Source organism: Pelagibius sp. Alg239-R121, assembly GCF_947331435.1.
GTDB lineage: Bacteria > Pseudomonadota > Alphaproteobacteria > Kiloniellales > Kiloniellaceae > Denitrobaculum.
The window spans coordinates 53,333-65,932 of record NZ_CAMZOF010000008.1 but is presented as its reverse complement, the minus strand read 5'-3'; the positions used below and the strand labels follow the sequence as shown (position 1 = coordinate 65,932).

The window sequence follows — 12,600 nt, the reverse complement described above, 5'->3', positions numbered from 1 at the left end:
GATGCGCCTTAGGTCGTCCCTGCGCAGCGAGTTAGCCTGCTATTCGTCCAATTCTGTGACCTGCCCCGTCGGCAGCGCAGCAACAAGGTCCCTGCCGGTCAACCCGGTGGCAGGATGCCGCCATTCAGGTTCAATCTCAATCAACGGCAGGACGACGAACGCCCGCTCTGCCAATCGCGGATGCGGCAAGACAGGAACCTCACCCTCTCCTGATATTCGCTCGTCATACACAAGCAAATCCAAGTCAATAACGCGCGCTTCATTGCGAATCTTTCGTACACGTCCGAATTTTTCTTCGATTTGATGCAACACTAGTAATAGATCTTTCGGCGAAAGCTGCGTTTCCAAGGCAGCCACACCATTGATATACCAGGGTTGATCCGAGACAGGCACAGGCTCACTTCGATACCAGCGTGACCGCTTCGCAATCTTAATACCTTGATTTTCAACTTCTTTAAGCGCAGCCTCACAGGCATCCTTTGGCAGACCAAAGCCTGGACTTGATAAATTCGCTCCTAATCCGATAAAGATCACGAAATCGCTACCCCGGTTTTTGTCTCTTGCTGATAGATCAATGTGTCCTAAATATTGCACTGTATACAGAACGCTGTTTTAGACGTCCTAGAACCAGTTCAATCTGTAGTCGATTTACATACAAACAATTTTGCGTTTTTAAACCCGCGTGAGGAATTATCATGAACTTCTACCCACAGGAGAAGGTGGCGTTATTTATCGACGGTTCGAACTTATACGCGACCGCCCGAGCGCTAGGTTTTGATATTGATTACAAACGCTTGCAAGGACTATTTGCGAGCCAGTGCAATATGATCAGAGCCTTCTACTACACGGCTTTGATTGAAGATCAGGAATACTCGCCCATCCGTCCATTGGTCGATTGGCTCGATTACAACGGTTACACCATGGTCACCAAACCGACCAAGGAGTTCACTGACGCAACCGGCCGCCGTAAGATCAAAGGCAACATGGACATCGAATTGGCGATCGACGTTCTGGAAATGGCCGATCATCTGGACCACATCGTCCTTTTTTCCGGCGACGGAGACTTTCGGCGCCTGGTCGAAGCGGTTCAGCGCAAAGGTGTCCGCGTGACTGTTGTCTCGACCGTCCGCTCGCAACCTTCCATGGTGGCGGATGAACTGCGCAGACAGGCCGATACCTTTCTCGATCTTTACGACCTCCAGCCGAAGATCGAGCGCCAGAGCGGTGGCGAGAATCGCCGGCCCAGCGAACCAGTCAGCGAAGACGAGGAATTCGAGGATTACGACGATGTCTATGAAGCGGAATCCGCCTAACGCCGGAATTCAGAGATGTCCGTTGCCGCTCCAGACGCGTGCGCCGTCCCCGACAGCCCAGCGTCCGACTGTCCGATTTGCCCGCGCCTGAGCGCATTTCGGCAGGCCAATCAGGAAAAGTTTCCGAGTTTCCATAATGCGCCAGTCAGGTCATTCGGCCCGCTGGACGCGCGTCTACTGATTGTAGGACTCGCGCCCGGTCTCAAGGGCGCGAACCAAACCGGCCGCCCCTTTACAGGTGACTATGCCGGCGACCTGCTCTATGCGACCCTAAAAAAGTATGGCTTTGCCAGCGGCAATTACGACAAGCGCCCGGATGACGGTTTGGATCTGCAAGATTGCCGGATCACCAATGCCGTTCGCTGCGTGCCCCCCGAAAACAAGCCGGCAACCCAGGAAATTAAGGAATGCCTGACATTCCTGACTTCTGAACTGACGACGCTGCCCAACCTTAAGGTGCTGGTTGCGCTCGGCGGTATTGCCCATGGCGCGGCTTTGTCGGCGCTTGGATTGCGGAAAAGCCACTGCAAATTCGCTCATCAGGCGGTACACGAACTGCCGAATGGCCTGCTGCTTGTGGATAGCTACCACTGCTCACGCTACAACACCAACACCGGACGCCTGACCGAAGAAATGTTCGAAGCCGTGTTCAAGACCGTGCGCAGCCGGATCGATGCTGGGGGTTAATGCCTGTCCGTTTTCACTGTTTCAGTGAAAAAACGCAACGCAGTCTGCCGATCGTTTATTTAGAGGGTTTTGTTCCGCAGCAGACGGGCTTTATCCCGCTGCCAATCCCGCTTCCTCTCGGTGTCACGCTTGTCGGCCTGCTTCTTTCCTTTGGCAAGGCCCAGGCCGACCTTTGCGATACCGCGCTTATTAAAATAGAGGCTCACCGGCACAACGGTGTAGCCCTCGCGATGCACCATCCCGATCATTTTGGCCATTTCCTTCCGCTTCAAAAGGATCTTCCGCGGCCGTTTGGGTTCGTGATTAAAGCGATTGGCTGCGTCGTAGGTCGGAATATGGGCATTGACCAGGAACATCTCGCCCTTTTCCTCCGCCGCATAGGACTCAAGGATCGACGCACGGCCCTGACGCAACGACTTCACTTCGCTGCCGGTCAGAACAAGACCGCCTTCGACGACATCTTCAATAAAGTAGTCGTGTCGCGCGCGCCGATTCTGCGCAACGAGGTTGTTTTCACTGACTGTCATATCTGATCTCGATCAGGGCGCGGAGAGTGCGGAACCCCTGTACACCTACTCCGTCAGTTCAACAGTCCGGCGTGGACCATGGCGTTTCGAACCGCAGTCTGACAGCTCTGGGAGATCGAGACGAGCGGCAGCCGCAAACGATCTTCGCAATGCCCAAGAAGACTCAAGGCATACTTGGCAGGTCCCGGACTAGGCTCCATGAACATGGCCTCATGCAGCGGCATCAAGCGTTGGTTGATTTGATCCACCCGGTCGAAATCGCGCTGCTGCCACGCATTCTGCACATCTGCGCAGAGTGCTGGCGCCACGTTGGCGGTCACCGAGATGCAGCCATGCCCGCCCTGTGACAGGAACGGAACAGCCGTCGCGTCTTCGCCTGAAAGCTGAGCGAAATCCTCGCCGATCGCGAGGCGTGTCTGGGCCGGGCGTGCCAGATCGGCCGTCGCATCCTTGACGCCGACAATATTGGGTAGTTCGGCAAGCCGGGCCATGGTTTCAACCGTCATATCCACGATACTTCGGCCGGGAATATTGTAAATGACGATTGGGATCTCGACCGCGTCGTGAACCGCCTTGAAGTGCTGGTACAGGCCTTCCTGACTCGGTTTGTTGTAATAAGGAGTCACAACCAATGCGGCATCGGCACCGGAAGCTTTGGCGCCCTGGGTCAGGCTAATGGCTTCTTCGGTCGAATTGGACCCTGTGCCGGCGATAACCGGTACTTTGCCGTCGGCGACCTCCACACAGAGTTTGGTTACCCGCATGTCTTCGTCATGCGATAAGGTCGGCGACTCGCCGGTCGTTCCACAAGGCACGACGCCGTGGCTTCCCTGGTCAATCTGCCACTGAACGAAGTCCTGGAACGCCTTTTCATCTACCGAACCATTCGTGAACGGTGTGATCAGCGCCGGGAGTGAGCCCTTAAACATTGGGCCGGCCATAACTTTTCCCCAGTAATCAAATATAAAGCGTCACAAATGCATACTTGCGACGCGCGAAGATACTCTCTCACCGGAACCCCGGCAAGGGCATCAAAAAGCGTTATCTGATCGGCTCTACACAATAGTTTCATCAAAACCCTCATTCGGTCACTTTGGAATGTAAAACAAGGCTGATAAGCTGGCGGCAAGAATCATCGATCGGCTCCGCGAAAAGCGGGATGTTGAAAGATGGCCGTAGCCCCCCAAATGGATAAGTCATGCGTGGACTCTCGGCGTTCTTTTTTTTAGCACTATGTTTTGGGATACAGCCTGCCAACGCGCAGGATGTGGTACTTGATCCTGCTGATCACTCGCTTTTAGAGAAATTCTTTAAGGACATTGACGCCGGGCGCATTGCCAAGGCCTGTGCCAATACTGGTGCCATCAGCAATCAGGTCGCTTCAGATCTAACCACCTGGGTCTGTCTGCAAAAGGGTGGAACCAGTGCATCCTTCAAGACCTACACTGAGTTTGCAGTCAGTCACGCGCACTGGCCCGGACATTCGACGCTCAGGCGCAAAGCCGAAGCCGCAGTTTCGAATCGAACTCCCGATTCCGAGATTTTGTCCTGGTTTGACGCCCAGCCTGCCTTGAAGGGTAAAGGTGCCGTCGCATATGCCGCAGCCCTGAAACGGGCCGGACGCGAAGAGACGCTGGCTGAATTCGTGGCTAAAAGCTGGGTTGAACTGGACTTTAGCCGGGATGAGGCAAAGGCTTTTCACCGGCGCTACAAATCGCTTATCACTCCGGAAATGGAGCTGGCCCGGCTAGACCGTCTGCTGTGGGATCGGAAGTACTCGGCGGCCGAGCGTCAGGTTCGACTGGTTGCAAAAGACCAGCGCAAACTTGCAGAAGCCCGAATAACCCTGGGTCGGAAGCGCGCGGGAGTCGACGCTGCTGTCAGGCGTGTCCCGGCGCATCTACAGGACGATCCGGGCTTGCTGTACGAACGGGCGCGCTGGCGCTGGCGCAGTAAGCGCCGCAACGACGTCGCTGATCTACTCGAACAAGCCGGGGACAAGACGCCGTATCCGCACCTTTGGTGGTCGATGCGCCACACGGTCGCGCGTAAGGCGTTAAGACAAGGCAAGGTAGAGCGGGCCTATAGGATTAGCAGCGAGCACGGCATGGAAAGCGGCATCGGATTCGCCGACGGTGAATGGTTGGCCGGATGGATTTCCCTGCGCTTTCTGAAACAACCGCGCCGCGGATACGAACACTTCGCCCGCCTGTTTTATGGTGTCAAATCCCCGATCAGCAAGGCGCGTGGCGCCTATTGGGCAGGTGAAGCCGCCCGGGTCATGGGCAATGACGACTGGAGCAAGCGCTGGCACAAGATCGCTGCCGGCTACCGAACAACCTTCTATGGACAGCTCGCTGCCCATCGGCTTGGGCGGCAGACGGGACTGCCGATTAATCCGCATGGTCCGCCCAGCGAAATTGAGCGTAAGGCATTCCACAACATGGACCTGGTTCAGGCCGTTACGCTGCTCGGTCTCGTCAAACAGACACGCTATCAGGATACCTTTCTCAGCCGGCTGCGCCTCGATGCCAAAACTTCTGCGGACTTCAGTCTGACTGCTAAACTGGCACGGGTTCAAAAGCGTTCTGGCATTGCCTTAAGGGTTGCCAAAACCGCGCAGCGCACCGGCATCACCCTGCTTGAGTATCTCTATCCCTCCATCGAGGTAGGAGAGGCCGAACCGGAAACCGCCCTCACCCTGGCTTTGGTACGACAGGAAAGCGCCTTCGACGAAAAAGCGGTGAGTCGAGCGGGTGCAAGGGGCTTGATGCAGCTCATGCCGGCAACGGCCAAAGAGGTTGCCAGATCTCAAAAGAAAAAATATGACAAGGAACGCTTGACCAGCGATCCGGCATACAATCTGATCCTCGGACAAGCGTATTTGGCACAGGTCGTGAAACGTTTTGACGGCTCCTACATTCTGGGACTGGCCGCGTACAATGCGGGGCCACACCGGGCCAGCAGCTGGGTGCGTCAGTTCGGCGATCCCCGGGATCCGGGCGTGGATCCGATCGACTGGATCGAACAGATCCCCTTTAATGAGACTCGAAATTACGTCCAGCGTATTCTGGAGAGTCTGTCCATTTACCGTCTTATGCTCGCGAACGGCCGAACGACACCGGCCACCATGCCGCTGCCTACCTCCAATCCCTTCGCTTCCTGGGGCCATAAAGCGGTAAAACCCTGCTGCTACTAGAGACAGCTTTGCATCTTAAATCGTTCTCGACGAGCACAACTCAACTCTCATTCCTGGACCAACCAGATCACTAATTCTTTAAGGCTCTCTGTCTTTCAGGTGCGTTCTCTTTCCGATAGCATTGCGCTCGATTCGTTGAAGCGTAACAGTCTCACTGTCGTTCAACGCGGAAAGTGAACCAGCCTCTTGTGCTCTAAGTCAGGCCCTCAAAGGGTGTGGATAAGAAGGAATACAGATGAGTCACCCAGACTTTTCCTCGGTTGAAGCATGCGTTTTCGATGCTTACGGAACTCTTTTTAATGTCCACTCTGCGGTCGCACGCGGTGGCGAGCGGCTTGGCGAAAAAGCCGACGCAGTCTCCAACACCTGGCGCCAGAAACAACTGGAATACACTTGGCTTCGCAGCCTTATGGGCGCGCACGCGGATTTTTGGCAGGTAACTTCAGACGGCCTCGACTACGCCTTGGAAGCCCACGGCGTTGAGGATAAAGAACTCCACGCGAACCTGATGGATCTTTACCTGACACTTGAAGCTTATGACGATGTGCGTCCCACGCTGCAAAAGCTGAAGGATGCAGGCCTCAAGACCGGCATTCTTTCCAACGGCACGCCAAGAATGCTGGAAGCCGCAGTCACCTCGGCCGGTATCGACAATCTATTGGATGAAAACCTCTCCATCGAGGACGTTGGCATCTACAAACCAGACAACCGGGTTTATCAGCTTGCGGTCGACCGCCTGTCCGTCGCACCCGATAAAATCTGTTTCGTATCCACTAACGCCTGGGACGCCGCAGGGGCCGCCCATTTCGGTTTCAACGTCGCCTGGCTCAACCGCTTCAGTAAAATTCAGGAAGTTCTTCCGGGGCGTCCGAAGGCTGTTATCAACACTTTGACCGATCTTTCCGATCTGATTGGCCTTGGGCAATGACAGTGGTAGCCGAATCCGTTGATCTGACAGTGCCGCCGAGCTTTGCCGATGTTCACGCGGCGGCCGGGCGCCTGTCTGGCCGGGCCATCCGCACACCATTGCTGGAAAACCTTCAGCTAAACGAGATTTGCGGCGGCCGGGTTCTGATCAAGGCCGAAACACTTCAACGCACAGGCTCCTTCAAGTTTCGCGGCGCATTCAATCTGCTCAGCCAAATTCCCGAGCGCCATAAGGCCGCCGGCGTCGTGACGTGCTCATCGGGCAATCACGCCCAGGGCGTCGCCTCTGCGGCCGCAATCCTCGGGCTAAAGGCAACGATCGTGATGCCGAAGGATGCGCCGCAGATTAAGATCGACAACACAAGATCCTACGGTGCCGAAGTCGTATTTTTCGACCGCCATACCGAATCCCGCGAAGAAATCGTCGAAGCGATCTCCGCCAGCAGCGGTATGATCTTCGCGCCGCCCTACGACCATCCCCATACAATCGCCGGTCAAGGCACCTGCGGGCTCGAAATTTCTCAGCAGGCGGACGAAGCCGGAGCGCCCCTGGATCAAATGCTAGTCTGCTGCGGCGGCGGTGGTTTGACCGCCGGCATAGCCCTGGCGCTGGCGGAAAAGAGCCCCTCCACGAAGATCTATGCCGTGGAACCAGCAAACTTTGACGACACGGCAAGATCACTGGATGCCGGCCAGCGGGTCAGCAACGATGGCAATCATCGTTCTATCTGCGACGCGATCCTGACGCCCACGCCTGGTGAAATCACGTTTGCAGTCAACCGAGAACTCCTGGCTGGCGCGCTTTCAGTAACGGACGACGAGGTCAGGGAGGCCATGCGCTTCGCCTTCAACACCCTGAAGCTGGTGGTCGAGCCAGGCGGTGCAGTAACCCTCGCCGCAGTGCTGAACCGAAAAATCAACACTGCGAACAAGGTGACCGCTATGACGCTTTCGGGAGGAAACGTCGACCCTGCCCTCTTCTGCTCTGTTCTAGGCGGCTAACTTACATCTCTGCTCAGGCGCGTAGCCATTCGCTCAACTATGCGTTGGCTCGTCCGGGTCTTGGCGACATTCTTTAGTCGCGCAGCTATGACTCGCGCGCCGGACGTCTCTTCTGCAAGTTCGCAAATCGACAGGCGGGTTCCATCGTAGCAGCTATCGTTTTTCGGTCGCGTATAGGCGATTCCGACCCCATAGCCATGGGCAATCAGACTCCGCTGTGTTTCCAGAGAGGCCGTCTGCATTCTTACTTCCGGCGTCAACTTCTGTACGCGAAAGAGTTCAAGTATGTAGGGCCAACTGTGCGCCTGCGTCGTCGAGATCAACCGTTCTTGCGCGAGGTCCCTCAGCGATACAACTCCGTTGCCGGCAAGACGATGCCCGCGTGGGAGCATTGCATAGGGCCGCAGGCGCGCAAGGTCCGTCCGCTCGACCTCCGCCGACAGAGCCACGTCATAGGTAACCGCCAAATCGATCATGGCCTCTGAAAGCCAGGCCGACAGCTCGTCGAATCCGCCCTCGCGGAATTCGACCTCGATACCTGGCTGAGCCTCCTCGCAGAGGTCGAAAATTGCCGGCGCAAACATCGGCGCCAAATCGGCAAAACAGCCAATGACGATGCGACCGCTCGTCGTTACCCCCGTCTCCGCCATCTCGCTCAGATTTGCGGCTTCGTCGAGAACGACCTTTGCCCGTTGAACAAACTCAAGTCCGAAAGCGGTCAGTTTCACACCACTGCCACGCCTGCGTACAAATAAGGGCAGTGCCGATTGTTCTTCGATCTGACGGATGGCAACAGAGAGGGAAGGTTGCGAAGCGGACAAGGCGGAGGCCGCTTGCGTCAGGTTACCATGTTCCGCAGCAGCCACGACGTATCTCAACTGCTGTAAAGTGACATTCATTATCAAAATATATTTAGTTTATAGGAATTCATTATTTCATTTTATCACTACAAAGATGGCAGAGTCATGCGGAACTAAACCTGAAAGTGCAGACACAATGTCCATCGCGAAAAAACTCATCGGAGAACCCCAAATTACCGCCTATGCCCGTGATGGCGCGGTGCATATCCCCGGACTTTTTGCGGAGTGGGTCGATAAGATCGCTGCAGGCATAGAGCACAATATGCGTGCGCCGGGTCCCTACGCGGCGGAAAACGTCACAGACAGCGATAGCGGGCGATTCTTCGACGACTACTGCAATTGGGACCGCATCCCGGAGTTCAAGGATATCGTCAAGCACTCTCCGGCTGCAGAGGCGGCGGCGCGCATTATGCGCTCCAAATCCGCCCAGTTTTTTCACGATCATGTTCTGGTCAAGGAACCCGGTACGTCAAAGCCGACACCGTGGCACCAGGATGCGCCCTACTACTTCGTTGACGGCAGACAAACCGTCAGTTTCTGGATTCCGATCGACCCGGTGAAAGACACTTCACTACGTCTGATCAAGGCTTCGAACCTCTGGGACAAGATGGTCCTGCCGGTCCGTTGGCTCAACAATGACAATTTTTATCCTGATCGTGAGGCCTATCTGCCTGTCCCCGACCCGGACCAAGACCCGTACAAGTTCGAAACCCTTGAGTGGCAGATGGAGCCGGGCGATGCAGTCCTGTTCGACTTCAGAACCGTGCACGGTGCCCGCGCGAACATGACCGACCAACGCCGGCGCGCGCTCTCGCTCCGCTGGGTTGGCGACGACGCACACTATGTGGCGCGGCCGGGAAAAACCTCGCCCCCCTACCCAGGTCACGACATGACCGCCGGCCAGCGCTTGAGGGAAGACTGGTTCCCTGTGATCTGGGGCTAAACCACAGCGGATAGATGCTAAAGAAAACTGCTGGACTGAGTTCGTGGTTGATTGCTTCGAGCAATCGCACTCAAGCAGAAAAAAAAACTGCGGCTCAGGATGATCCCGAACCGCAGTTTTTTTGTCATTTACGCTATCGCTCATAGATCCCGCTGGATAAACCGCAGGTCGATCGATAACGATGGAGGCCGATGTTGTTACTGCTTGGTCGCGCTTCCGTTGGTCTGCGCGCTGGCGGATGTTTGCATATGTGCCGCCGCCGCTGCAGCCACAGTAGGATCGGCGGCCGGAGCAGAGGTTTTCGCCGCTGACGATGCGGAAAAGCCGACCGCCTTATCTTCCAGACGCCGGATGTTGCCCTCGATGAAGGCACCTGCCTCTATGGCGAGCGTGCTGTGGGAAATATCACCGGTCACGCGGGCAGACTTGGCGAGCACCACTGATGCTGCCTGAAGCTGGCCATTGATGCTGCCACAAACGCGAACGGAGTCTGCGAGAACTGAACCCCGCACTTGCGCTTTTTCGCCGATGGTCAGAGTACGGCTGGAGATATCACCCTCAACAGTACCATCGACCTGGAGGTCGCCACTGCTGGTCAGGTTCCCCACGATCGTCAGATCCGCGGAGATTATAGAAGGCACACCACTGTCCCGGGTCGAACCTGCCTGCTGGCCGGCATCATCGGACTTGGTGGCTTCCGTATTGGATTTGTTGGATTTCGAAAACATCTTTCAGCCAACCCTATAAATCAGTTCGAAGAGAGGTAACGCACGAGTACCGTCGGCGCAGGCAGTTCTGCGAGCCTGTTCCAGCCGAAAGCGGCGGGATACTAGCATGAATTCGAGCGGCGTTAACCATTAAGATCGGTCACTCCACTCCTCGCAAAACAGCGTACAGCGCAAAACCATGTGTTAACGGAAGTTATCATAAGAATGGTTAACGGAAAGCAAAGACGAACGCTGGAAGACGTCTTATGTCCCATATAGAGCGAATTGGAAAAACCAGGAGAACCGGAATCGCTAAAGAGCTAGACGGTGCCGGCCCCTCAAGGCCAGCTGCCATCCAAATCCACGTTCAGCTTTTCGGTGGTTCAGCTCTTGAAGACGTGTTTGCCCGCCTGAAGGAACTTCCTGGGATCGACGGCCCTGTTATTGAACAGAACCTCATAGTGCACGTGTGGGCCCGTGCTGCGGCCAGAGCTTCCCAGCAATGCGATTTTATCACGATTAGCGACGATATCGCCTTTGCGCACCATGATCTTACGCAGATGCGCATAGCGGGTACGAATGCCATTGCCATGATCGATTTCGATGAATCGTCCAAAGCGACCACGCCAGCCGGCATAGACCACCTTACCCGGGGCCGTTGCATAGACCGACACACCTGAACGCGCCGAGAAGTCCAGACCATTGTGAACTGCGGTCCGGCCATTGATTGGATCACGCCGTTTGCCGAAGGTGCTGGTAATCCGGTATTGGTCGAGCGGAGGTGCCAGTGGAAGAATCGAAACCACTTCCTGCAGGGCCGCCCAGCGATTGAGACGTAGATCCAGCAGCGACATCGCGGAATCATAGTCCCGGTCGCTTTCCGACTCGTGTTCCCGGTCGGCGGGAACGAAAGGACCACCCTGTCCGTCCATGCGCTCGCCTGCCCCGGACAAGAGATCGTCGAGATCGAGACCGGTCATCGCAACGGTGCGCTCCATCGCCTCGATACCGAGTTTGGTGCGTTCCGTCAGCCGGCGGACAATGATGCTCTGGGCGTCCTTGACGCCGCCCATTTCCTGACGAAGTTCGACGATCTGCGATTTTAGCTGGCCGTTCTCTTCAGCGAAGCGTTGGGCCTTGTCTTCCATCTGCGCGAGGATGTCGCGGGTGGACGCCAGATCAGCGTTCAGGGACTCGCGACGGTCACCATTGTCAGACAGGCGCGTGTTCAAAGCTGCAATCCGTGCTTCTACGAGCGCCTGCGCCGCCAGGTGATTCGCCCGCGTCGCGTTGGATTCTGCCATCGCGTTGTCGAACGCCGAGCGTGACTCTTCCAGATTTCGTGAAAGTTCAGCCAGATCTGCTTCCAGTCCACGCTTTTCGTCCAGCGTTGATACCAGCGTGCTTTCGACGTCCTGGAGTTTGCGGCCCAGGCGTTCGCGGGCCTGCACGACTTCCTGACGTCCGGCTTCGGTATTCTTTAAAGTATCCTGGATCTCGGCAACCTGGCTTTTCAAAGCAGAATTTCGTCCGGCGATCTTCAGGAGGTCGTTTTCAAATTTTTGCAGTTTCTCACGCAGGCCTTCGCGCGCAATCACTACGCGGGCGCGCTCAGTACTGGAATTCTTCAGTTCTTCCTGAAGGGCCGCCAACTCGTTGGGAGCCACCTGTCCGCGGCCCAACCGGGAAAGCAGGAGGTCTTGATTCTTTTCAAGGCCTTCGGTGATCTCGGCAAACTGATTATGATATTCGGACACTTCGGCGAGAAGTTCGAAGTAAGCGAGTTTCTGACGCTCGATCTCCGCATCTTTTGCAGCCAACGCGATGTCGATGTCGTGATTCTTCGAATTGAGCACACCGCCCATGAAAATCACGCCGCTGGTGGACGCACCGATCCAGACCGCAAACGCCAAAGCGCTGCCGGCAACTGATTTTTGCAGGCGCGGAGAAAGCCGAACGAACTTGATCTCATCGTTCGAGCGCAGATGAATCTCGCGAGGCACAAAGACCCGGTCGAGAAAAGCCGACAGGCGGCCCTTCATTCCCTTCGCAGGCACTCGATCCTTCTCCCTTTCCGTCTGATCCGTCATGTCACTGCAGCCCTCTTATGAAAGCGTTGTGACCCATGGCGGATGTCAGCCATCCACTGTTGGCTCCCGGTGAACATCCGGGAACAGCGCCGACTGTTCCTTGACGAATTTCCCCCAATGCCGCGAAGTAGCCTCGGCGACTCGTAAAACCACCGGTAGGCCAAGTAACCGCAGAATCTGAAGCGCGACGAAAATAACCAGCGCACATTGTCTAGGCAAGTCCTTACTCTTGAACCGCAAGCTCCGGCCAAACCAGGCCGAATTACAGCTTAAGAGTAAGAGCCATCCCTATAAAAAGATGTTAATGCGCGCCGAACTTGAACCAAAGGTCATTGATATTCCACA

Annotated in this window: 12 protein-coding genes; 6 read left to right on the top strand and 6 right to left on the bottom strand. The window is 56.0% G+C overall.

The genetic code is table 11. From position 1 onward, the window contains the following. Positions 1-39: 39 nt before the first annotated feature. Positions 40-534 (bottom strand): 2-amino-4-hydroxy-6-hydroxymethyldihydropteridine diphosphokinase, encoded by a 495-nt coding sequence (folK, locus tag QMZ18_RS24510; RefSeq protein ID WP_282609008.1) that lies wholly within the window; start codon positions 532-534, stop codon positions 40-42. Positions 535-695: 161 nt separating this feature from the next. Between folK and QMZ18_RS24505 the strand changes: the two genes are divergently transcribed. Both QMZ18_RS24505 and QMZ18_RS24500 read left to right on the top strand, forming a co-directional pair. Beyond that, positions 696-1,313, top strand: a complete 618-nt coding sequence (locus tag QMZ18_RS24505; protein WP_282609007.1) for an NYN domain-containing protein — start codon at positions 696-698, stop codon at positions 1,311-1,313. Between the two features lie 15 nt (positions 1,314-1,328). Further along, complete coding sequence (locus QMZ18_RS24500) at positions 1,329-2,000, top strand: uracil-DNA glycosylase (RefSeq protein WP_282609006.1); 672 nt, start codon at positions 1,329-1,331, stop codon at positions 1,998-2,000. Positions 2,001-2,059: 59 nt separating this feature from the next. Here QMZ18_RS24500 and smpB read toward each other — a convergent pair whose 3' ends face one another. Both smpB and dapA read right to left on the bottom strand, forming a co-directional pair. Further along, a complete protein-coding gene (smpB, locus tag QMZ18_RS24495; RefSeq protein ID WP_282609005.1) occupies positions 2,060-2,527 on the bottom strand; it encodes an SsrA-binding protein SmpB in 468 nt (155 codons plus the stop codon). A gap of 53 nt (positions 2,528-2,580) precedes the next feature. Continuing rightward, positions 2,581-3,456 carry a 4-hydroxy-tetrahydrodipicolinate synthase gene (gene dapA, locus QMZ18_RS24490; RefSeq protein ID WP_282609399.1) on the bottom strand — a complete coding sequence of 292 codons (876 nt, stop codon included), beginning with the start codon at positions 3,454-3,456 and terminating at the stop codon, positions 2,581-2,583. Positions 3,457-3,725: 269 nt separating this feature from the next. On the opposite strand from dapA, the gene QMZ18_RS24485 reads away from it, so the two are divergent. The 3 genes from QMZ18_RS24485 (at position 3,726) to QMZ18_RS24475 (ending at position 7,655) form a co-directional block, all read left to right on the top strand. Then, positions 3,726-5,726 carry a lytic transglycosylase domain-containing protein gene (locus QMZ18_RS24485; protein WP_282609004.1) on the top strand — a complete coding sequence of 667 codons (2,001 nt, stop codon included), beginning with the start codon at positions 3,726-3,728 and terminating at the stop codon, positions 5,724-5,726. 235 nt (positions 5,727-5,961) lie between these two features. Then, positions 5,962-6,654 (top strand): haloacid dehalogenase type II, encoded by a 693-nt coding sequence (locus QMZ18_RS24480; protein ID WP_282609003.1) that lies wholly within the window; start codon positions 5,962-5,964, stop codon positions 6,652-6,654. Continuing rightward, on the top strand, positions 6,651-7,655 hold the full coding sequence (locus QMZ18_RS24475; protein WP_282609002.1) for a threonine/serine dehydratase: 1,005 nt from the start codon (positions 6,651-6,653) through the stop codon (positions 7,653-7,655). The genes QMZ18_RS24480 and QMZ18_RS24475 overlap by 4 nt, the downstream gene beginning before the upstream one ends. Here QMZ18_RS24475 and QMZ18_RS24470 read toward each other — a convergent pair. Next, the gene (locus QMZ18_RS24470; RefSeq protein WP_282609001.1) at positions 7,652-8,554 is read right to left on the bottom strand and encodes a LysR family transcriptional regulator; all 903 of its coding nucleotides are present in this window, start codon (positions 8,552-8,554) and stop codon (positions 7,652-7,654) included. The genes QMZ18_RS24475 and QMZ18_RS24470 overlap by 4 nt on opposite strands. 97 nt (positions 8,555-8,651) lie before the next feature. Between QMZ18_RS24470 and QMZ18_RS24465 the strand changes: the two genes are divergently transcribed. After that, complete coding sequence (locus QMZ18_RS24465; RefSeq protein WP_282609000.1) at positions 8,652-9,458, top strand: phytanoyl-CoA dioxygenase family protein; 807 nt, start codon at positions 8,652-8,654, stop codon at positions 9,456-9,458. A 197-nt stretch (positions 9,459-9,655) separates the two neighbouring features. Here QMZ18_RS24465 and QMZ18_RS24460 read toward each other — a convergent pair whose 3' ends face one another. Both QMZ18_RS24460 and QMZ18_RS24455 read right to left on the bottom strand, forming a co-directional pair. Continuing rightward, positions 9,656-10,186, bottom strand: coding sequence for a polymer-forming cytoskeletal protein (locus QMZ18_RS24460; protein WP_282608999.1), 531 nt, complete (start codon positions 10,184-10,186; stop codon positions 9,656-9,658). Between the two features lie 362 nt (positions 10,187-10,548). After that, on the bottom strand, positions 10,549-12,255 hold the full coding sequence (locus tag QMZ18_RS24455) for a peptidoglycan DD-metalloendopeptidase family protein (protein WP_282608998.1): 1,707 nt from the start codon (positions 12,253-12,255) through the stop codon (positions 10,549-10,551). Positions 12,256-12,600 lie beyond the last annotated feature (345 nt).

What these genes read in the sequence shown, in the direction of transcription:
- QMZ18_RS24505 (WP_282609007.1), top strand. Translation starts at nt 696, where the DNA reads ATGAACTTCTACCCACAGGAGAAGGTGGCGTTATTTATCGACGGTTCG.
- dapA (WP_282609399.1), bottom strand. Translation starts at nt 3,456, where the DNA reads ATGTTTAAGGGCTCACTCCCGGCGCTGATCACACCGTTCACGAATGGT.
- QMZ18_RS24465 (WP_282609000.1), top strand. Translation starts at nt 8,652, where the DNA reads ATGTCCATCGCGAAAAAACTCATCGGAGAACCCCAAATTACCGCCTAT.
- QMZ18_RS24480 (WP_282609003.1), top strand. Translation starts at nt 5,962, where the DNA reads ATGAGTCACCCAGACTTTTCCTCGGTTGAAGCATGCGTTTTCGATGCT.
- QMZ18_RS24455 (WP_282608998.1), bottom strand. Translation starts at nt 12,255, where the DNA reads ATGACGGATCAGACGGAAAGGGAGAAGGATCGAGTGCCTGCGAAGGGA.
- QMZ18_RS24460 (WP_282608999.1), bottom strand. Translation starts at nt 10,186, where the DNA reads ATGTTTTCGAAATCCAACAAATCCAATACGGAAGCCACCAAGTCCGAT.
- QMZ18_RS24485 (WP_282609004.1), top strand. Translation starts at nt 3,726, where the DNA reads ATGCGTGGACTCTCGGCGTTCTTTTTTTTAGCACTATGTTTTGGGATA.
- smpB (WP_282609005.1), bottom strand. Translation starts at nt 2,527, where the DNA reads ATGACAGTCAGTGAAAACAACCTCGTTGCGCAGAATCGGCGCGCGCGA.
- QMZ18_RS24470 (WP_282609001.1), bottom strand. Translation starts at nt 8,554, where the DNA reads ATGAATGTCACTTTACAGCAGTTGAGATACGTCGTGGCTGCTGCGGAA.
- QMZ18_RS24475 (WP_282609002.1), top strand. Translation starts at nt 6,651, where the DNA reads ATGACAGTGGTAGCCGAATCCGTTGATCTGACAGTGCCGCCGAGCTTT.
- QMZ18_RS24500 (WP_282609006.1), top strand. Translation starts at nt 1,329, where the DNA reads ATGTCCGTTGCCGCTCCAGACGCGTGCGCCGTCCCCGACAGCCCAGCG.